We start from the raw sequence: 19,623 nt of genomic DNA on the forward strand, positions 1-19,623 counted from the left end.
CACGAGTCAAACTCGCTCCGTCCTCGCGGAGACTCCCCCTCACCCCAACCCTCTCCCCGCAAGCGGGGCGAGGGAGCGCAGTGGGCCTTGATCGGACCAGTCGCGATCATGTCTTCACCCTCCGAATGCCCGCTTCAGTGCGTCGAAGCCGCCCTGGAACACGCCGCCGCCGATATTGTTGACGAGCTCGGCCTCGCGCTCCGGCGCGCAATCGAACTCGGCGGTCCATTCCAGGAAGGTCTGGTCGCCGTCGGTGACCGGCGTCAACCGCAAGGTCGCGACGTAGTTCTCGACGCCCATCGGCGATTCCAGAATCGAGTAGGTGCAGAACATGTCGTAGTCGGAGAGGCCGAGCAGCTTCTCGCGGATGCGGTCGCCGTTGCGCAGCCGGAAATCCCTGACGCAGCCGATCTTGTCCGAGGGTTCGCCGCCCTCGATCCGGCTTTCCGCGATCGCGGGGTGCCAGTTCGGCAGCCCGTTGAAGTCGCGGACCCGGGCCCAGACCCGGTCGTTGCGGGCGTTGACGACAGTGGAGACGTAAACCCGTGCCATGGCGTGCGCTCAGTCCTTCTTGCGCGGGGTGCGCTCGGGGCGCGCCGGCTCGCCGCCGCCCTCGGGCGCTGCCGGCTTGGCGTCGCCGCCGCTCTTGCGTGCGGAATCCTTGATGCCCTGCATGTCGCGCGCTTCGCGGATCAGGCCGGGCATCTTGGCGAGGCTGCCGCCCTCGACGCCGATATCCGACAAGATCGAGTCGATCAGCGGCGCCTGCACGCGGTAGCGCAGCGCCGAGTCGATCACCTCGTCGGTGGCGCTGCGGCCGTTGCCGCCGCCATTGCCGTTGCCGTTGAGGCCGTCGACCTGGAGGATGCGGATGCCCTCGATCTTCTCCATCGGCTTGACGCTCTCGCGCACGATGCCCTCGATGCGGTCGAGCAGCTTGCGGCGGAACAGCGAGTAGCGCGCCTGGTCGGTCAGCACGTTCTCGGCCTCGTTGAGCATGCGCTGCGCCTCGGCCTCGACTGCGGCCCGGACGCGTTCGGCTTCCGCCGCAATCCTGGTCTCCTCGGCCTGCTTCTCGGCCAGCAGCACCTCGACCGTCTTGCGGCGCTTGGCGATCTCGCTTTCGCGCGCGGTGACGACGCGCTCGGCGGCTTCCGTTGCGCGGATCCGGGCGTCCTCGGCGGCGGCGCGCGCCGCGGATTCTTCCAGCGACTTCTGATGCAGGGCGATGGCCTTCTCCATCAGCGCGGTCTCGACATCCTTCTCGCGGTTGACCTCGAGCTTGCGCAGCTCGCGTTCGCGGCCGATACGAGCCTCGTCCAATCCGCGGTCCGAGGCAATCCTCGCGCGCTCGACCTCCTCGCGGGCCACGATCTCGGCCTCCTGCAGCGATTGGTTGCGGGCGACCTCGAGCTGCTCGATCGCGCGGCGCCGTTCGATCCGCGCGGCCTCCAGGGCCTGCTCGCGCGAGACGTCAGTCGTGTCGATGTCCTTGCGCGCCACGATCTCGGCCTGCCGGACCTGCCGGTCGGCATCGATCCGCTCCGAGCGCTTGGCGGCGAGCGCGATCACGCGCTCCTCGTCGGCGAGCTCGATCGCCCTCTTCTGGTCGATGTTGAGCACTTCGCGGGTACGGGAGGAGGCGATCCGCTCGCTTTCCAGCGCCAGCTCGACATCGATGCGCTGCCGCTCGACGGCGTCGCGGCGCTTCAGCTCGGCGGCCTCGATCGCCCCGGTGCGCTCGATCTCGAGCCCGCGGGTCTCCCGCTCGGCGCGGATCCGCTGCGCGGCGACCGATTTCTCCTGCGAAATCCGCGCCGCCTCGATCGCCTCGCGCGAGGCGATGTCGGCCTCCTCGATCGTGCGGGTGCGCGCGATCTCGAGCGCACGGACGTGCTCCTCCTGGGCGATCCGCGAGGCCTCGGTGGCTTCGCGGGCGCTGATGCCGGCAATCTCGACCGCCTGGTTGCGCTCGATCTCGAGCTTTCGGGTGGTGTGGTCGGCTGCGATGCGCTCGGCGGCCAGCGTCTTCTCCCGCGCAATGCGGGCGGCCTCGACTGCCTTCTGCGCCTCGATCTCGGCTTCCTGGATGGTGCGAACCTGCTGGATCTCCAGCGCGCGGGTGCGCTCGTCGGATGAGATGCGCTCGACATTCACAGTCATGGTCTGGGCGATGCGCGCCTTCTCGGTGGCCTCGCGGGCCGCGATCTCGGCCTCGTCGACCGCGCGGGTGCGCTCGATCTCGCGGCGGCGGGTCTCTTCCTCATTGGCGATGCGGGCATCGGTGACGACGCGGTCTTGCTGGATGCGGGCCTTCTCGATCGCCTCGCGGGCGGCGATCTCGGCCTCCTCGACCGTGCGCAGTCCGCTCGATCTCGCGCTGGCGCACCTCGCGCTCGGAGGCGATCCGGGTGGTGTCGACCGAGCGCTGGTTGGCGATCCGGACCCTCTCGATCTCCTCGCGGGCCAGCAGCTCCTTCTCCTCGACCGCACGGGTCCGCTCGATCTCCTTGTGCCGGGTCTCGCGCTCCGAGGCGATGCGGGCCTCGGTGATGGCCTGCTCATTGGCGATGCGCGCCTTCTCGATGGCTTCGCGCGCGGCGATCTGGGCCTGCTCGGACTCGGTCTCGCGCAGCGCGCGCTCGCGGGCAACTTCGGTGCGCTGCAGGGCGCGCCGCATCTCGATGTCGCGCTCCTGCTCGAGGCGAGCGGTCTCGCTCTCGCGCTCGATCTCCAGCGCCTGCCGCTCCGCCTCGAGGTTGCGCGAGCGGATCTTGATCATCGAGTCCTGCTCGATGTCGTTGCGCAGCTTGCGCTTGGCCTCGATGTCCTCCATCAGGCGGGTCAGGCCTTCGGCGTCGAAGCGGTTCGAGGGGTTGAAATATTCGAGGTCGGTCTGGTCGAGATCGGTGATCGCGACAGATTCCAGCTCCAAGCCGTTCTGCGCCAGCGCTTCCGCTGCATTGGCCTTGACCCGCGCGACATAGTCGCCGCGCTGCTCGTGCATCTGCTCCATGGTCATCTCTGACGCAACCGAGCGGATCGCCGAGATGAACTTGCCGGAGAGCAGGGTATGGAGCTGCTGCGGCTCCATGGTGCGGCGGCCGAGCGTCGCGGCGGCGATCGAGACCGCCTCGCGGGTCGGTTGGACCCGGACGTAGAAATCGGCCTCGATATCGACGCGCATGCGGTCGCGGGTGATCACGGCGTCCTGCCGGGAGCGCACGATCCCCATCGGCAGCACGTTCATGTTGACCGGCGTATAGTCGTGGATGAACGGCAGCACGAAGGCGCCGCCATTGATCACCACACGCTCACCCATGAAACCGGTGCGGACGAAGGAGACCTCCTTCGACGAGCGGTGATACAGCCAGTTCACGACATAGACGATGATGACGATCGCGACGATCGCGACGATGAGCCAGAGGATCAATTCACCGACCAACATCCCCGACATCTCTTCCTCCCTTGGTCACGGCGGCTCTAGCGCGCGCCGATCGCCTTGAATTTGCGAACCTGTTCCGTCAGCGCCCGCTCGACCGGCAGGCGCTCCATCGAGGAGGCGCCGTAGAAGCCATGGCAGTTGCGGGTCTGCTTCATGATGAAATCGGCATCCGCCGGGTCCGCGATCGGACCGCCATGCGCGAGCACGATGATGTTCGAATTGACACTGAGCGCGGCCTCGGCCCAGGCCTCGATGCGGGCAGGGCAGTCTTCGAGCTTCGGCGCGGTCTGCGCGCCGATCGTGCCGCCGGTGGTCAGGCCCATATGGCAGACGATGATGTCGGCGCCGGCGATCGCCATCGCGGTCGCTTCCTGCTCGCTGAACACATAGGGCGTGGTGAGCATGTTCTTGTCATGTGCCTTCGCGATCATGTCGATCTCGAGCGCATAGGACATGCCGGTTTCTTCGAGATTGGCGCGGAAGATGCCGTCGATCAGGCCGACGGTCGGGAAGTTCTGTACGCCGGCGAAGCCGAGCGCCTTGAGCTGGTCGAGGAACACGTCCATGTCGCGGAACGGATCGGTGCCGTTGACGCCGGCGAGCACCGGCGTGTTGGCCACGACCGGCAATACTTCACCGGCCATCTCGACGACGATGGCGTTGGCATCGCCATAGGGCATCAGTCCGGCCAGCGAGCCGCGGCCGGCCATGCGGTAGCGGCCGGAATTGTAGATCACGATCAGGTCGACGCCGCCGGCCTCCTCGCATTTTGCCGAAAGTCCGGTGCCGGCGCCGCCGCCGACGATCGGCTCGCCGCGGTCGATCATGGCGTGAAACTTCTTCAGCAGCGCCGCGCGTTCAAACCTGGGCATGGGTCACCTCGCCACTCTTCGCCGGCCACCGGCGCGTCCGAGCAGCGGACGGAACGCGCTGACGATGGCGGCGGTGAACTCGGGATCGTTGATGTTGCGCTTGACGCGGATGATCTGCCGGTTGCCGGTCTGGCGCACGGTGCGCTCCAGCGCGCGGAACAGCGCCGCATCGGCATCCGGGTCCCAGAACGGCTGGCCGGGCGCATCCAGCGCGGAGACGCCGCCCTCGGCCAGGAAGAAGCGCACCGGCCCGTCCATCTGGTTGAGGCGCTCGCCGATCCAGCGGCCCATCCGCTCGTTCTCTTCCGGCGTGGTCCGCATCAGGGTGACCTGCGGATTGTGGACGTGGAATTTGCGCTGCCGGTAGCGTTCCGGGATGGTGTCGGGTGCGCCGAAGTTCACCATATCAAGCGCGCCGACCGAGCCGACATAGGGCACGCGGCTGCGGATGATGGCGCCGAAGCGATCCTCGGTTGCCGGAAACACGCCGCCCATCAGCAGATCGCAGACTTCGGTCGTGGTGAGGTCGATGACGCCGGCGAGCTGGCCGGATTCGACCAGCTTCTCCATCGAGCGGCCGCCGACGCCGGTGGCGTGGAACACGAGACACTCGAAATCCTCGCGCAGGTCGGCTGCGATTTTCTGCACCGCCGGTGTGGTGACGCCGAACATAGTGATGCCAATCGCGGGAAGACTTGCGCCCGCCTCACGCTGCTTGGCGGCCTGCTCGTCGAGCCGGGCCTTCACCATGCCGGCCAGCGCATGGGCGCCGTTGCCGAGCACGGCGCGCGAGATCGAGTTGAGGCCCTGCACGTCGGTCACCGAATACATCATGGTGATGTCGGCGGGCCCGACATAGGGACCGACGTCGCCGGATGCGACCGAGGAGATGATCAGCTTGGGGACGCCGACCGGAAGCGCGCGCATGCCGGGCGCGACCAGCGATGCGCCGCCCGAGCCGCCGGCGGAGATGATGCCGGCGACGTTGCCCTGGCGGCGCAGCCAGCGCTCGAACGCCTCCGCCATCGCCGTGACAGAGGCGCCACGATCGGTGCCGAACACGCCAGAGCCGCCGCGGCCGTGGTTCAGCGCGATCTCCTGCGCGGTGACGTCGCAGCTCGCCGCCTTGCCGCTGGTCGAGACATCGACCAGCCGGGTGCGCAGACCGCTGCCCGCGATGAGGTCGCGGATGAAGCGCAGCTCGGCGCCCTTGGTGTCGAGCGTGCCGACCACCAGCACGACGGGAGGCCCCGATGTCTTCGACGTCGCGGGCTCTCGCCGCGTGCGGGCCGTCTCCTCGAGACGCGTGACGGCGGCGGATTGCGTGCGCGCGGCGGCCTCGATCCGGGCGATCGGCACCGGCTGCGACCAGCGGGTCGGCAGCACCGGATTGGAGATGTAGACGCGTGTTGGACCCTTGCGTTCCGGCTGCGGCGTTCTTGCAGCATCAGCTTTCGCCGGCGCCGCCTCGGCGTCGGTCTCATCGGCGCCATGGGTGCCGACGCCGAGCAACCGCTGCTGCAGCTCGCGGTCGGTGGCGAGGCGGGCGGAATCGATGATGCGGTTGATCCGGCCATTGACCATGATGGCGACGTTGCGCGACACCGCCGTCGCCACGCCGATGTTCTGCTCGATGACCAGCACGGAGATGTCGCCTTCGTCGCCGAGGCGCAGCAGCATGTCCTCGACCTGGGCGACGATCACAGGCGCGAGGCCCTCGGTCGGTTCGTCCATGATCAGGAGATGCGGGTTGGTGAGCAGTGCGCGCGAGATCGCGAGCATCTGCTGCTCGCCGCCGGAGAGCTGGTTGCCGCCGTTGTTCTTGCGCTCGGCGAGGCGCGGGAAGGTGTCGTAGATGCGCTCAATGGTCCAGGCGCCGCGGCGCAGGCCGCCGGCGAGCGCGAGGTGTTCGTCGACGGTCAGCGAGCGCCACAGCCGCCGCCCCTGCGGCACATAGCCGACGCCGAGCCGGGCGATCCGCGCCGGGTTCTGCCGTGTGACCTCCTCGCCGCGAATCCGGATCGAGCCGCCGCTGGCGCGCACCAGCCCCATGATCGCCTTGCACAGCGTGGTCTTGCCCATGCCGTTGCGGCCGACCACCGAGAACACGCCGGTATCGAGCGTGAGATCGACACCCTGCAACGCATGCGAATGACCGTAATAGACGTCGAGGCCCTTCACCTCGAGCCCGGGCGCGGCGCGGCGGTCATTCATGGCCGCCTCCGAGGTAGAGCTCCTGCACCTCGGGATCGGATTCGATCTCGCGCGGCAGGCCTTCCTTGAAGATGCGGCCGTTGTGCATCATCGTCACGCTCTCGACGACGCGCAGCGCGACGTCCATGTCGTGCTCGATGATGATGTAGCCGATATGCGCCGGCAGCGAGGTCAGGATCTCGATCAGCTCGCGCCGCTCGGTCGGCGACAGTCCCGCCGCCGGCTCGTCGAACAGGATGAAGCGCGGCGCGCCGGCGAGCGCCAGCGCGATCTCGAGCTGGCGCTGCTGGCCATGCGCGAGTTCGGCGACGCGCCGGTCCTTGACGCCGGCAAGATGCACGGCTTGCACCAGCGTTTCAGTTGCGTGCATCAGCGCATCGTTCTGGCCCGGGCGCAGGAACGAGAAGCGGCCGCGCGAGACGCCGCGGCAGGCGAGATAGACGTTGTCCTGCACCGTGAGGCCGGGGAACAGCGCCGAGATCTGGTAGGTACGGCGCAAGCCCCGGCGGATGCGCTCATAGGGCGGGAACTGGGTGATGTCCTCGCCGAAGAAGCGGATCGTGCCGGAGGAGGGCGGGAAGTCGCCGGTGATGCAGTTGAACAGCGTGGTCTTGCCGGCGCCGTTCGAGCCGAGCACCGCGCGCCGTTCACCCGGTCGCACGGTGATGGTGACATCGGTCAGCGCCGCCAGCGCACCGAACAGCCGCGTCACGCCGCGCAGCTCCAGCGCCGCGCTGGCGCCGACCGCGGACAGGCGGTGCGCGACGCTATCCATGGCGGCCTCCGCCCGAACGTTGCGTCGAGGATGCGTTGCGGCGCCGCCAGCGTTCCCAGAGGCCGATCACGCCGTCGGATGACCAGAACACGATGGCGAGGAAGCCAAGCCCGATCAAGAGGCGGAACCGGTTGCCGTCGAGCCCGAGCTTGATCAGCACGTCAAGCGCGAAGGTACGCAGCAGGACGAAGATCAGCGCGCCGATGAACGGGCCGATCGGCCTTGTGATGCCGCCGACCACGGCGATGATCAGGACGTCGATGCACGCGCCGACGCTGACCGAGCCGGGCGAGATCTGCCGGTAGTTCCAGACCTGCAGCACGCCGCCGAGCGCCGCGATGAAGGCCGCGAAGGCGTAAGCCGCGATGCGGTGCGCATTGGGGTTGAAGCCGAGCGCGGCCATGCGGCGGGGGTTGTCGCGGACGCCCTGCAGCGCGAGACCGAACGGCGCGCGGGAGACATACTGGACGGCGAAATAGCAGATCGCAGCGACGCCGAGCGTCACGTAATAGAAGGCGATATCGGTGCGCCAGTCGACGCCCCAGAAGTGCGGCGTCGCGACGGTGTTGATGCCGGTGTGGCCATTGAAGATCGCCCAGTTCTGGTTGGTGAAGTAGTAGAACGCCGCGCCGATCGCCAGCGTGATCATGATGGTGTAGATGCCCTCGGTGCGCACCGCGAGCGCGCCACCGAGCGTGCCGAACAGCGTCGCCAGTGCCAGCGCCATCGGGGTTGCCAGCCACCACGGCCAGCCGAGGCTGATATTGGCGTTGCCGCTGACGCCGAACACCGCGACCATGTAGCCGGCGAAGCCCGCGATGGTGAGCTGCATCAGGCTGACCATGCCGCCATAGCCGGCCAGGAACATCAGGCTGAGCGCGATGACGCCGAGGATCAGCGTGGTGGCGAAGATCTCGATCAGGAAGAAGCCGTTGGCGATCAGCGGCATGATCACGAGGATCAGCGCGACCAGCCAGGCCGCCGGATTCTGGAATTCCGGCCAGGCGCGGAGCAGGGCGCGGCGCGTCGTCGACGTCGATGGGTCGGGGCGGAACTGGGTGCTCTGCAGCAACGACATCTCATCGCCTCGCGAGCAGGCCCTGCGGCCGCAGCGCCAGCACCAGCACCATGATCAGGAAGGTGACGACGATGGCGTAGGTCGGGATGTAGACCGAGCCGAGCTGCTCGGCGAGGCCGATGATGACGGCGCCGAGCGCCGCCCCCGGGATCGAGCCCATGCCGCCGACGATCACGACCACGAGCGAGGCGAGCAGGAAGCGCGTATCCTCGCCCGGCGACAGCGACTGGAAGGTGCCGCCGACCACACCGGCGATGCCGGCAAGCCCCGCGCCGAGCGCGAACACCAGCACGAACACCAGCTGGATCCGCACCCCGGTCGCAGCCAGGATGTCGCGGTCGTCGACGCCGGCCCGCACGATCATGCCGATCCGGGTTCGGTTCAGCGCCAGCCACATCGCGATCCCGATCACGACGGAGGCTAAGAAGATCACCAGCCGCACCAGCGGATACTGCAGATAGACCGGCTCGCCGGACGATTTGATCGCGGTGAGCAGCGGCAGCTGCACCGGGCCGATCAGCCAGCTTGGGGTCTGGACCTGGTAGAAGTCGCCGCCGAACACCCACAGCATCAGATCGGCGAACACGATCGAGAGCCCGATCGTGACCATGGTCTGCCTGAGGTCCTGGCCCTCCATGCGGCGGAACACGGCGAGCTGCAGGATCACCCCGACCAGCGCCACCGCGATGAAGGCTATGATGAAGCCGAGGATCCACGAGCCGGTCCAGGTGCTGATGGCGTAGCCGATATAGCCGCCGAACAGATAGAGCGAGCCGTGCGCGAGGTTGACGTTGCGCATCAGGCCGAAGATCAGCGTGAAGCCGCTGGCCACCAGGAAATACAGCCCGCCGAGCGTGATGCCGTTGAGCACGGCGTTGAGGAACACGCGCTTGCGGCCGATCGCGGCCTCCAGCCCCGGCGGCCAGATCGCGAACACCAGCCACGCCAGTACTGCGACCGCGATGATCACGATCAGCGCCCAGGCCGGATGGCGTTCGATGAACCTGGCCATGTCAGTCGCGTTCCCTCAGTCGGTCGCGACCGTCTGGCGGGCCGCGTATCCATCATCCTACCGAGGGCGAAAGCGTCGGATTTGATCGAGAGTATCTTTTATCGTTTGATCTGGAACCTGCTCACGGCCGCAACACCTTGGCGGCGCGGCGATAGTCGGTCGGGGCCATGCCGACATTGGCGGCGAAGAAGCGGGTGAAGCCGCTCTGCGAGGAGAAGCCGAGATCGAAGCCGATATCGGCGATCGGCGCTTCGGTCGCGACCAGCGCATCCAGCGCCTGCTCCATGATCAGCGTGTTCATGTAGAGGTGAGGGGTGACGCCGGTTTGCGTCCGGAACAGCCGATAGAAATGCGGCCGCGACAGCCCCGCTTCGCGCGCGATCGCGTCGAGCTCGATCTCGGCGCCGGGGCTTTCCGACATCAGCTTGATCGATTTGCGGACGCGGAAATCGGTCACCGCAGCGGCGGCGGGCGCGCCCTCGGCCGCCTGCCAACTCTCCTCGTAGCAGGAGTCGATCAGCTGCCTGAGCTCGCAGTCGAGGCTGCGCAGCGACGGCGCGCCGCAGACCAGTGCTGCGGTGCGGCGGATCAGCCGGTCGAGCGCCTCGGTGCGCGGAAAGAAGGTGCGGCCGAACCGCAGGCCCTGCGCGCTGGCGGGCTGCGGGGCGAACCACTCGGCGTTGACATAGAGCACGAAGAAGATCGCGCCGTGGTCCATATCGGTCGGCAGGAAATTGTGCGGTTCCCACGGGTTGACCGCAACCACAGTGTCGTCCTTGAGCAGCCAGCGCTGCTCGGCGACATCGATCTGCGCCGGCGTGCCGCCGACATGAAAGATCAGGTGCCCCTCGCGGTGCGCATGCACGTTGAAGGGACGGTTCAACTGATAGACCGTCGCGCGACCGAACCGGCCGTGGAAGACGGCAAGCGCCCTGCTCATGCCTCCCCTCCCGCGGGATGTTCTTGTCTTTTCGACAAGCGTTCATCATCCGCCCGCGGAAAGCAAGGGCGAGCAGGGCTCTTGATGCAACCGCGCGCCGTGCCGCGGCCGCTCTGCCTGCACTGCAACAAATACGTCAGTACTTCTTGCACTCCGGGACCGTGCGGCTCGGCAGGCCGATCTTGGCGAAAACAGCCGGATCGTAGCCCAGCGTCTGGTTGACGTTCGGGATCACCTTCACGACCTTGCTGAACAGCGCGCCCTTGCCGTCATCGACCACCTCGGTGACGAAATTGGTGCCGATCGCCTGGCGGTTGGCGTCGAGCTTGATCTTGCCGTTCGGCGCGTCGATCTCGATCTTGGCCAGCGCGTCCTTCAGCTTGGCCTGGTTGTTGGAGAGATCGCCATTGACCTGCCGCAGTGCCAGGATCAGCGCCATGGTCGAGCCGTAATAATTGGTGGCGAGCAGCGACGGGCTCGGGAAGCGTTTACTCTCCGGGAACGAGTCCTGATAGGCCTTCACGAATTTCTGCCAACCCGGATCCTCCCAGGTATCGGCCTGGCCGCTCGCCGCGATGGTGCCGATCAACGCGTTCTTGGCGCTGCCCTTCGACGACAGGATGGTCTGGTCGATCATGATCGAGCCGCCCATCAGATGCGCCTTGCCGCCGGCCTGCTGGTACTGGTTGAGGAAATTGACCGCGTCGGCGCCGCCGAGGCCGAGATAGATCGCATCGACATCGTCGGGCAGTGCAGCAATGACCGAGGCGAAGTCCTTGGTGCCGAGCGGCACCCATTGCCGGTTGGTGACCTGGCCGCCGGCGCCGCAGAATTCCAGCACCAGGCCGAACACCTGGGTGTAGATGAAGGAGTAATCCTCGCCCACAGTCGCGATCTTGCGATAGCCCTTGGTCTCATAGGCGTATTTGCCGAGGCCGACCTGCCACTGCGCGCCGTCCATGTTGTAACGGAAGAAGTTCGGTGCCGGATCGACATAGGTCGTCTCCTGCGCGCCGGAGGCGGCGTTGACGAAGGTCAGCTCCGGATGGGTCTTGGCGAAATTCTTCACCGCGATGCCTTCGTCGCCGGACAGCGGCGACAGCAGGATCTGCACCTTGTCCTGCTCGATCAGCTTGCGCACCGCGCGTACCGCGGAGTCGGGCGTCGCGTCGGTCGAGGCGACGATGAATTCGAGCTCCTTGTCGCCGATCTTCTTGCCGAGCACGTTGAGCGCCGTCTGGTGGCCGCGCATGCCGTCCTCGCCGAGCACCGTATAGGTGCCCTCCAGCGTTGCGGTGACGCCGACCTTGATCTTCTCCTGGGCGAACGCCGTGCCCGAAAGCAACAGGCTGCTCAACGCAATCAGTCCCAAACTGCTTTTCAACATCGCTTCCTCCCTCTGTGTTGTCGCCGGCGTCCACGTGGCGAGAAGGCTGATGGGCGTCCGGTTGTTGCCGGCAAAGCTAGCCGAAGGGAGGCGCGGCGCGGATGTCGTCGCGGCGGGGGTGCTTAACGGGCAGTCTCATTTTGATTGTTGCGCCGCAACGAGCTTCGCGGCGCAATGTCGCGGAGTTCTCTCGGTGCGGAGGGCTTGCGGATACATTCTCGATGTCGTCCCTGCGACGCTATCAGACCCGTCATCTTGAGGAGCGCCACCGGGTCCGCGCGAAGCGCGGCCCGATGACAGGCTCCGCGCGTCTCGAAGGATCGACGGTCACCAGGGGGCCGTGCATCCTTCGAGGCTCGCTCCGCTCGCACCTCAGGATGACGGGCGTGAATCTGACGCACGTTCAAATAGCGTTGGGCATATGATGGCCGGCCGCCTGTCCTCCGTCGACGTGGAGCACTTCTCCGGTCACAAATCCTGCGCCATCGAGGTAAAGCACCGCATCGACGATGTCGGATACGTCTCCCATCCGGCCGACCGGGTGCAGGGCCGCCATTGCCTGATGCGCCTCGGGCGGGTGCATCGGGGTTTTGATGATTCCCGGCGACACCGCGTTGACGCGGATTCCGCTCTTTGCATATTCAATGGCGAGCGCGCGGGTCGCGGCGCTCAAGGCCCCCTTCGTCAGCGAGGTGAGGGCGGCCGGAACGCTGCTCATCGGCTGGTCGACGAGACTTGTCGTGATCGTGACGACGTGACCGTGGCCCTGCTTGCTCATCAGTTCGAGCGCGCGCCGGGTCATGTGGAAAAAGCCGGTCACGTTGGTCGAGATGTAGGTGTCGTAGTCGTTCTGTGAGTAGGCCGTGAACGGTCTCGCCATGAAGATGCCGGCGTTGTTGACCAGCGTGTCGACGCGGCCGAAACGCTCCAGCGCCGCCTTGAACACGTCCTCAGCCGTATCGGCTGCGCCGACGTCACCCGCCACCGTGACGATATCCGCATCGGCGGACGGCTTGATCGTACGGGATGTCGCAACGACCCGGCAATTGCGATCCCTGAAGGCCTGAACGATGCCGGCGCCGATCCCCTGCGATGCGCCGGTGACGATTGCCACTTTCCGCTCGGTGCTCATGATTCAACTCCTTCAAGATTTCGCGCTAAGCCGCCCCGCTTGCAGCAAGCGGGCTGTAGTCGCGGCTCTTGAACATCGTGTGCAATTGCCGCCGCCGGATGCCCAGATTGCCACCGTCGAAGATCGGCAGTGCGAGCGCGTCCTGGAGCAAGCCGCCAAATGGCGTCTCATGATCGTAGCTGTCGATCCCGACCACCCGCATCAGATCGGTGATGACGCGGACGGCGGCCTCGGAGCCGAAGATCTTGGCCTGTACCGCCAGTTCCTCGGCCGCCGGCGACTGGGTGTCGAGAGCGTGGCAGGCGCGCCAGCTGAGATAACGCGCCGCCTCGATCGTGGTCTTGGCATCGGCCAGCGCGTATCCGACCGCCTGATGCTCGATGATCGGGTGAACGCCGCCGCGCTTTTCAGTACGGGCAAAATCGAGCGCGAACGCGAAGGCCGCCCGCATCAGCGCGACGCCGAAGATGCCGACCAGTGCCGCGGTGCCGGTGAATGCCGCCGCGGTCAGCGCCAGGCCGGCACCCTGTTGTCCGAGCAGATTGTGGTGCGGCGCCACGACGTTCTGAAGGCCAAACTGCGGGACGAGATGGGCGCGATGGCCGATGCTGTCGATCGCGCGTTCGAAGACCAGCCCGGCCACCGGTCCTTCCACGGCGATGATCGAGATCGCCGCGTCGGGCGCGGCCGCCGGATCGGTCCGGCATACGATGGTCAGCAGATCCGCGCCCTCGCGATTCCAGCCGGTCGCCGACGACACCCATTTCTTGCGGCCGTTGATTACCCAATTGTCGCCCTCGCGCCGGGCAGTGGTGCGGACGCCCTCGCCGGGCGGCGGCGAGGCGGCGTTGGCGCTGCCGCCCGGTTCGCTGGAACCGAAGGCGGCCAGCGGCGCGCCACCGGTCTTCAGGAACGGCGCCAGCAGCCGCTTGCATTGGTCCGGCGTGCCGCCGAGCAGAAGCGGCAGCAGGCCGAGCACGGTGCCGAGCATGGTGAGGGTCACGCTCGGATTCACGCTGTAGAATTCCTCGGCCAGGATCGCCATGTCGATCATTCCGGCATTGTCGCCGCCTGCCGGTGCCGGAATGCACTTGCGCAGATAGCCGGCCGCGACCATCGCCTCGTAGGTCGGCCTGGTCGCGAGAAAGCGCTGCTCCGGCGTCGCCAGCAACTCGGCCGCCCGGGCCTCGGCCAGTACCTCTCCGGCAAATTTGCGGGAGGCCAGCTGCAGCTCGCGTTGCTGCGCCGTGAGCGTGAAATCGATCGCCATGCCAATGCCCTCCGGCTCCGTGTCGGCCGCCTGGCTATCGCTAGCTTGGCGCGATCAGGAAATCTTGGACGGCAGCGCCCGAATCCTTGGCGTGGAGTGAACCTGGTCTCGGCGCTTCAATTCGCGACGGCGCGGCGAAATTCGCGCGGGGCGAGGCCGGTGCGGCGCTTGAACAGGCGGTTGAAATGCGAGATGTCACGGAACCCGGCGGTGAAGGCAATCTCGGCAATGGTCTTGTGAGCAGAGTTGCGATCGAGCAGCGCGCGCGTGCACGCGGCAATCCGCTCCTCGTTGACCTGTTCGCCCACGGAACGGCCGGTGGTCTCAAACAGGCGATGCACGTAGCGCTCGGAGCAGCGGAACCTGGTGGCCAGAACCCGGGCGTGAGCTCGGGAGCATCGCTGTGACGCGCGATATGCTCAAGCATCATCGACAAAAGCACCGGCGTATGCACGTGCTCCGCCGGCAGGTCGGCGAGGATATCCGGCGCATGGGCAATCAGCTCGGCGACGTGCGCGCCGATCAGCGCGGAGGTTTTTGCGTGTTGACCGCCACTCAGGCAGAGCTCGGCGTAGCTCGCCAGCGTTCGGGACAGCGCGCGGCCGGTTTCTGTCGCGGACAGGCCGAGCTGCGGGTGATCGAACAGCGCGTCCGGCAACAGACGGCGCGGCACGGCAAAGCAAAAAAGCTTGAAGGCGTGGCGGTGGGCGATCTCGAACGGCTGGGTCGTATCCGCAATCGCGAGATCACCGGGCGCGCTGATCTGCTCATGGCCGCGCTGCGAGGTGCGTCCCAGTCCTTCGAGCTGGAGGTTGACGAAGCAGAGGTCATCCGTGCTTGAAGCGATGTGCGACGCGAGCCGGTGCACGGTGTGTCCGCTCGCCGTGACCAGCGATATCTGGAGCGGAGCAGCGTCGACCTTGGAGATCGCGCCTGCAAAGGAATCCTCTGCAATCCTGCGCGGCTCCAATCGCACGAAGGCAGCGGCGAGGTCGTCCGCCCAACTGCCGAAGGGTTGATCCGGACGGGCCGGCCTGGTCGACCATTCCATGCGCGCCTCGAATAGAATGTCACAAGGCCCCAGCGCTCGAAGGATATCGCCGGCCGAAGTGGCGGTCAAATTCCGTCATCGGCCTGTTACGGCTGTAACAAATGCAGCATTGTGCACGGTGCCAACAAGCCAGGACGGCGCGCGTTGCGCTCTGCTTTTGGGGCGTTGCGGCCCCCCCTTTGCGAGGGCGCCGCTGCAAGGAAACATGCGCGAGGGGCCGCTGCAGGGAACGGCAGCAGTTCACTTCGTCGTGTAGCCGCCGTTGACCAGAATTGTCTGGCCGGTCATCCACCAGCCCTCCGACACCAGCAGGCGAATCCAGGGCACGATATCCTTGATGTCGGTGAGGCCGGTCTTCGAGAAGCCGGACAGCGCCGCTGCCGATTTGTGATAGGCGACCGCGTCGGCGCCTTCGGCCGGATAGAAGAACGGCGTGTCCATCGGGCCGGGGCCGATCGCGGTGACCGAGATGCCGCGTGCGCCGAATTCCTTCGAGGCCGCGCGGGTGAAATGTTCGACCGGCGCCTTGGTGCCGGCATAGGCGGCGTAGAACGGCGTGTAGGCACCGAGCAGCGACGTCACCAGCGTGCAGATCTTGCCATTGTCGTTGACGTGACGGCCGGCTTCCTTGAGGAAGAAGAACGCGGACTTGGCGTTGACCGCGCTCATCGCGTCGTACTCCGTCTCCGAGATCTCGACCATCGGCTTCTTCAACACCTTGCCGACGGTGTTGATCGCAATGTCGGGACGGCCGATCGCGGCGACGGCATCTGCGAACAGCTTCTCCATCGCGCCCGCTGTCGTGAGGTTGGCCTGCAAGGCGACCGCGTTGGCGCCGCAGCCTTGATCGCGGCGACGGTCGCATCGGCATCGGCCTTGGTTGCGGCGCTGTTGTAATGGATCGCGATCGCCTTCGCGCCGTGCGCCGCGAGATCGCGTGCGATCAGGCCGCCGAGATTCTTGGCACCGCCGGCGATGATGACGGTCTTGTCCTTGATGCTGTGGTCGGTCATGGCGTTCGCTTCTCCAGAGTTTCGCGGCTACGCCCTGCGGCCGCTTTCTGGAGACAACGATATCGTCTAGGATTTGCCGATAAAGCTGTGCATTCTGACGTCACTTGTCAGGAATGGCGAACAATCTGGGCCCGATCTTGGACCGCATCGATCTCTTCCGCATCTTCGCCCGCGTCGTCGAATGCGCGAGCTTTACTCGGGCGGCGGACACGCTGGGGCTGCCGCGTTCGTCGGTCTCGTCAGCCGTCGCGGAGCTGGAGCAGCGCGTCGGCGCCCGGCTGCTGCATCGCACGACACGGAAAGTATCGCCGACGCATGATGGCGCGGCGTTCTACGAGCGGTGCCTGCGCGTCGTTGCCGACGTCGAGGAAGCCGAGACCCTGTTCCGCCATACCGCCGCCGAACCGTCGGGCCGGCTCAGGGTCGACGTGCCCGGGCGGATCGGGCGTCTGATCATCGCGCCGGCGCTGCCGGCCTTCCTCGATCGCTATCCGCAGATCGACATCGATCTCGGCGTCACCGATCGCGCCATCAATCTGATCGAGGACTCCGCCGATTGCGTGGTGCGCGTCGGCCCGCTCGGCGATTCCGGCCTGATCGCGCGGCCGCTCGGCAACCTCACGCTGATCAACGTCGCGAGCGCAGGATATCTCGCGCGCCACGGCACGCCGCAGACGCCGGATGATCTCGCCGCGCATTGGGCGGTCAACTACGCCTCGCCATCCACCGGACGGATCGAGGAGTGGGTATGGCGCGAGCAGGGCGCGGCACGCAGCATCGCAATGCGCGGCCGCGTCACCGTCAACAACGCCGAGGCCTATATCGCGTGCTGCCTCGCCGGCCTCGGCCTGATCCAGATCCCCGCCTACGACGTGAAGCGGCACCTCGATGCCGGCGACCTCGTCGAGGTGATGCCGCAGCACCGCGCCACACCGATGCCGATGACCTTGCTCTATCCGCACCGCCAGCATCTGTCGCGGCGGCTGCAGGTATTTGCCGATTGGCTGACGGCTCTGTTGAAAGAGAAGCTGCTTGTCGCGGGCTAGAACTTCTGCGTGATGCCGGCATAGACGCCGCGGCGCGGGCCGTATTGCGCCGCGAATACGCCGATGCCGGAGCCGTCGCGGATCTGGTAGACGGTGTCGAACAGGTTGATCACGTCGAGGCGCAGCGTTGTCGGCTTGTTCGGCGCGACGATGTTGAAGTCGTGCGAAACGCCGACGTTGACCTGCGAATAGGGCGGCACCGTGCCGGTGTTGGCGAAGCCGTCGCGCAGGCCTGAGCCGTAGATCAGCGACGCGCTGAACTTGGTGTCGTGCCATTGATACCAGCCGCCCACCGATGCGGTCACCGCCTGGGCATGATCGGTGTTGACGTAATTGTTGGCGATGTAGGCCAGTTTGTCCGGATCAAACAGATACTGGTTCGACACGACGTTGGTGGCGACCTGCCTTGCGATCGCGACATTGCCGTAGAGGTGCAGATTGTCGTGGTCGTATCTCGCCGTCAGCTCGACGCCTTCATTGGTGCCTTTCGCATAGTTGAAGGCGGTCAGGACATAGGCCTGACCGAACTGGCCGTCGTCGAGCAGGTCGGTCGCGATCTTGTAATAGGCGTCCATGCCGACCTCGAGGCCGGGGATCGCATAGACCTTCTGCGTGACGCCGATGTCGAACACGTGCGAGCGCTCCGGCAGCACGGGATCGTTGGTCGAGATCGCCGGCTGCGCCGTCGTGTTCTGCACCAGCGAAAGATTGGTCGGGGCGGCCAGCACCTGCTCGGGCGGCGTGAAGTTGCGCGCATAGCCGGCATGGAAGGTCGTGCCCTCGACGGGCTTCCAGGTCAGGCTGACCCGGGGGCTCAGCTGGTTGGCGTCGACAAATTGCCACATCTGGTCGAAGCGCAGGCCGGCATTGAGCGTCAGCTGGTTGGTGATCTTCCACTCGTCGGCAATGTAGGTCGAGAACAGGTATCCGGTCTTGGTGTTGGAATCGAACACGGAGAATGGTGCGTCGATCGGGTTGCCGGAATCGTCGAGCGGCAGCACGGTCGAGCCGTTGTTGACGAGCGAGCGCTCGGCACTGAAGGCCATGCCGAACTTCAGCGTGTGCGCGAAGCCCAGCCTGTAGGAGGTGTCCTCCTGGATGCCGTTGATGAAGCTCTGGCGGTAAACATCCGAGGCCACGCCGTTGAACACGAGGTCGCCGACCGGGTCAGGCATGAAGTGCAGCTGGCTGTAGCGATTGAAATAGGCGACCTGGTAGTCGAAGCCGTCGCCCGACTTCTGATAGGCAACGACGTTGAACTGGTTGAACTCGTGCTGCCGCTCGTTGAGCAGCGCGGAATCGAAATTGGAGACGCCGTAAGCGGTGAACGCGGGAGTCTGGCCGGGATTGTTGGGGATCTGGTAGTTGCCGTTGGAGACGCCGCCGATATAGGTCAGCCGGCTGGTCGGATCGATCGTCGTCGAGATATAGGCAAAGCCTTTCTCCTGATCGGTCCGGTCGTGGATCGCGTTGTAGGCCGGTGTCGGGTTCTCGATGCCGACGTCGCTGCCGAAATAGCGGCCGGAGACGTAGTACTGCGTCTGTCCGACCGTGCCGCCATAGTCGACGCTGGTGGTGAAGTTGCCATGACTGCCGCCATAGACGCTGATGCTGCCGGAATTGTTGAAGGCATTGGTCTTGGTCTGGATGTCGAGCACGCCGGCGGTGCGCAGGCCGTATTGCGCGGGCAGCGCGCCGGTGATCAGCGCCATGCTGCCGACGATGCCGGTGTCGATGATCTGGCCGAAGGCGCCGACGCCGTCCGGCAGCATGATCCCGTTGATGCGGTATTGCAGGTTGGCGTGCTCGTTGCGCACGTGCAACTCGCCGCTGGCAGCGGAGTCCTGCGAGACGCCCGGCGCCTGCAGCAGGGCCTTGTCCAGCGTGGTGTTGGTGCCCTGGGGCAGCGACTGAAGGAACTGCTGGCTCATCTGGTAGCTGTTGGCGCCGGTCGGCGCGAGCAGGGCGGCGCGGGCCTGGTCGAGCCGCGTGTTCTGGCTCGCTACGGCTTGAGTCTCGGTCTGTTCTGGAGATTCCGGCGAAGCCGCCACCGCACCTGTTCTGCGCGCGCGGTGACCGCCACCGGCCGCAACGCGCGTCTTCGGCTTTTTCGGCCCTGATGGCGCGGCGTGGCTCTGCGGCGCCGTCACCGTGACGTCCGGAAGGGTGGTGGTCGGCGCCGTCGTCTGCGCGAGTGCGGCGCCGTTCATCCCGTAGAACAAGAGTGAGGCCGCACCGGCGGCGTGTCGTCTGATATATCCTGACATGTTGGTTCCCGATCTCGTCAGGCGGCGATCCGGATCCTTCTGAGGAAGACGCGGTCGAGCCCGCCGTCGCTGCGCGACGGCCAGATTCCCATCGATCAAGCAGCAGCCGAACTAACGGCAG

At 66.3% G+C, this 19,623-nt stretch carries 13 protein-coding genes and 3 pseudogenes; 1 reads left to right on the forward strand and 15 read right to left on the reverse strand.

All coding sequences use genetic code 11. The annotated features are described in order from the left end of the window. Positions 1 to 114 precede the first annotated feature (114 nt). From AKN84_RS35480 to AKN84_RS35545, 14 genes and pseudogenes are all read right to left on the reverse strand, one after another. Entirely contained in the window at positions 115 to 552 is a 438-nt protein-coding gene (locus AKN84_RS35480) for an SRPBCC family protein (RefSeq protein ID WP_016847814.1), read from the reverse strand. A gap of 9 nt (positions 553 to 561) precedes the next feature. Next, positions 562 to 3,457 (reverse strand): annotated as a pseudogene (locus AKN84_RS35485) (flotillin family protein). A 26-nt stretch (positions 3,458 to 3,483) separates the two neighbouring features. After that, positions 3,484 to 4,317 carry a phosphoenolpyruvate hydrolase family protein gene (locus AKN84_RS35490; protein ID WP_050425091.1) on the reverse strand — a complete coding sequence of 278 codons (834 nt, stop codon included), beginning with the start codon at positions 4,315 to 4,317 and terminating at the stop codon, positions 3,484 to 3,486. A gap of 3 nt (positions 4,318 to 4,320) precedes the next feature. Beyond that, entirely contained in the window at positions 4,321 to 6,531 is a 2,211-nt protein-coding gene (locus AKN84_RS35495) for an ABC transporter permease (RefSeq protein WP_050425092.1), read from the reverse strand. After that, positions 6,524 to 7,306 carry an ABC transporter ATP-binding protein gene (locus AKN84_RS35500; protein ID WP_050425093.1) on the reverse strand — a complete coding sequence of 261 codons (783 nt, stop codon included), beginning with the start codon at positions 7,304 to 7,306 and terminating at the stop codon, positions 6,524 to 6,526. The genes AKN84_RS35495 and AKN84_RS35500 overlap by 8 nt, the downstream gene beginning before the upstream one ends. Next, positions 7,299 to 8,384 carry a branched-chain amino acid ABC transporter permease gene (locus AKN84_RS35505; protein WP_050425094.1) on the reverse strand — a complete coding sequence of 362 codons (1,086 nt, stop codon included), beginning with the start codon at positions 8,382 to 8,384 and terminating at the stop codon, positions 7,299 to 7,301. The genes AKN84_RS35500 and AKN84_RS35505 overlap by 8 nt, the downstream gene beginning before the upstream one ends. 1 nt (position 8,385) lies before the next feature. Further along, on the reverse strand, positions 8,386 to 9,396 hold the full coding sequence (locus tag AKN84_RS35510) for a branched-chain amino acid ABC transporter permease (RefSeq protein ID WP_050425095.1): 1,011 nt from the start codon (positions 9,394 to 9,396) through the stop codon (positions 8,386 to 8,388). A gap of 121 nt (positions 9,397 to 9,517) precedes the next feature. Beyond that, complete coding sequence (locus AKN84_RS35515) at positions 9,518 to 10,336, reverse strand: AraC family transcriptional regulator (RefSeq protein ID WP_050425096.1); 819 nt, start codon at positions 10,334 to 10,336, stop codon at positions 9,518 to 9,520. 136 nt (positions 10,337 to 10,472) lie between these two features. Further along, positions 10,473 to 11,723 carry an ABC transporter substrate-binding protein gene (locus tag AKN84_RS35520; RefSeq protein WP_050425097.1) on the reverse strand — a complete coding sequence of 417 codons (1,251 nt, stop codon included), beginning with the start codon at positions 11,721 to 11,723 and terminating at the stop codon, positions 10,473 to 10,475. A gap of 403 nt (positions 11,724 to 12,126) precedes the next feature. After that, the gene (locus AKN84_RS35525; RefSeq protein ID WP_050425098.1) at positions 12,127 to 12,855 is read right to left on the reverse strand and encodes an SDR family NAD(P)-dependent oxidoreductase; all 729 of its coding nucleotides are present in this window, start codon (positions 12,853 to 12,855) and stop codon (positions 12,127 to 12,129) included. Between the two features lie 25 nt (positions 12,856 to 12,880). Further along, positions 12,881 to 14,125 (reverse strand): acyl-CoA dehydrogenase family protein, encoded by a 1,245-nt coding sequence (locus tag AKN84_RS35530; RefSeq protein WP_050425099.1) that lies wholly within the window; start codon positions 14,123 to 14,125, stop codon positions 12,881 to 12,883. Positions 14,126 to 14,241: 116 nt separating this feature from the next. Further along, on the reverse strand, positions 14,242 to 14,499 hold the full coding sequence (locus AKN84_RS47545) for a helix-turn-helix transcriptional regulator (protein ID WP_283805563.1): 258 nt from the start codon (positions 14,497 to 14,499) through the stop codon (positions 14,242 to 14,244). 176 nt (positions 14,500 to 14,675) lie between these two features. Continuing rightward, a pseudogene (locus tag AKN84_RS50845) lies at positions 14,676 to 15,176 on the reverse strand (AraC-like ligand-binding domain-containing protein); the annotation flags it as partial. Positions 15,177 to 15,416: 240 nt separating this feature from the next. Beyond that, positions 15,417 to 16,189, reverse strand: a pseudogene (locus AKN84_RS35545) (SDR family oxidoreductase). 137 nt (positions 16,190 to 16,326) lie between these two features. Here AKN84_RS35545 and AKN84_RS35550 point away from each other — a divergent pair. Beyond that, a complete protein-coding gene (locus AKN84_RS35550; protein ID WP_050425122.1) occupies positions 16,327 to 17,235 on the forward strand; it encodes a LysR family transcriptional regulator in 909 nt (302 codons plus the stop codon). Here the strand turns inward: AKN84_RS35550 and AKN84_RS35555 are convergent. Then, complete coding sequence (locus AKN84_RS35555) at positions 17,232 to 19,502, reverse strand: TonB-dependent receptor (RefSeq protein ID WP_050425102.1); 2,271 nt, start codon at positions 19,500 to 19,502, stop codon at positions 17,232 to 17,234. The two genes, AKN84_RS35550 and AKN84_RS35555, sit on opposite strands and share 4 nt — an antisense overlap. Positions 19,503 to 19,623: the final 121 nt, after the last annotated feature.

Origin of the sequence: Bradyrhizobium tropiciagri, from assembly GCF_001189845.1 — a bacterium.
Lineage (GTDB): Bacteria > Pseudomonadota > Alphaproteobacteria > Rhizobiales > Xanthobacteraceae > Bradyrhizobium > Bradyrhizobium tropiciagri.

Excerpts from the sequence above, each read along its gene's own strand:
- AKN84_RS35480 (WP_016847814.1), bottom strand. The coding sequence starts at position 552 with ATGGCACGGGTTTACGTCTCCACTGTCGTCAACGCCCGCAACGACCGG.
- AKN84_RS35490 (WP_050425091.1), bottom strand. The coding sequence starts at position 4,317 with ATGCCCAGGTTTGAACGCGCGGCGCTGCTGAAGAAGTTTCACGCCATG.
- AKN84_RS35495 (WP_050425092.1), bottom strand. The coding sequence starts at position 6,531 with ATGAATGACCGCCGCGCCGCGCCCGGGCTCGAGGTGAAGGGCCTCGAC.
- AKN84_RS35500 (WP_050425093.1), bottom strand. The coding sequence starts at position 7,306 with ATGGATAGCGTCGCGCACCGCCTGTCCGCGGTCGGCGCCAGCGCGGCG.
- AKN84_RS35505 (WP_050425094.1), bottom strand. The coding sequence starts at position 8,384 with ATGTCGTTGCTGCAGAGCACCCAGTTCCGCCCCGACCCATCGACGTCG.
- AKN84_RS35510 (WP_050425095.1), bottom strand. The coding sequence starts at position 9,396 with ATGGCCAGGTTCATCGAACGCCATCCGGCCTGGGCGCTGATCGTGATC.
- AKN84_RS35515 (WP_050425096.1), bottom strand. The coding sequence starts at position 10,336 with ATGAGCAGGGCGCTTGCCGTCTTCCACGGCCGGTTCGGTCGCGCGACG.
- AKN84_RS35520 (WP_050425097.1), bottom strand. The coding sequence starts at position 11,723 with ATGTTGAAAAGCAGTTTGGGACTGATTGCGTTGAGCAGCCTGTTGCTT.
- AKN84_RS35525 (WP_050425098.1), bottom strand. The coding sequence starts at position 12,855 with ATGAGCACCGAGCGGAAAGTGGCAATCGTCACCGGCGCATCGCAGGGG.
- AKN84_RS35530 (WP_050425099.1), bottom strand. The coding sequence starts at position 14,125 with ATGGCGATCGATTTCACGCTCACGGCGCAGCAACGCGAGCTGCAGCTG.
- AKN84_RS35555 (WP_050425102.1), bottom strand. The coding sequence starts at position 19,502 with ATGTCAGGATATATCAGACGACACGCCGCCGGTGCGGCCTCACTCTTG.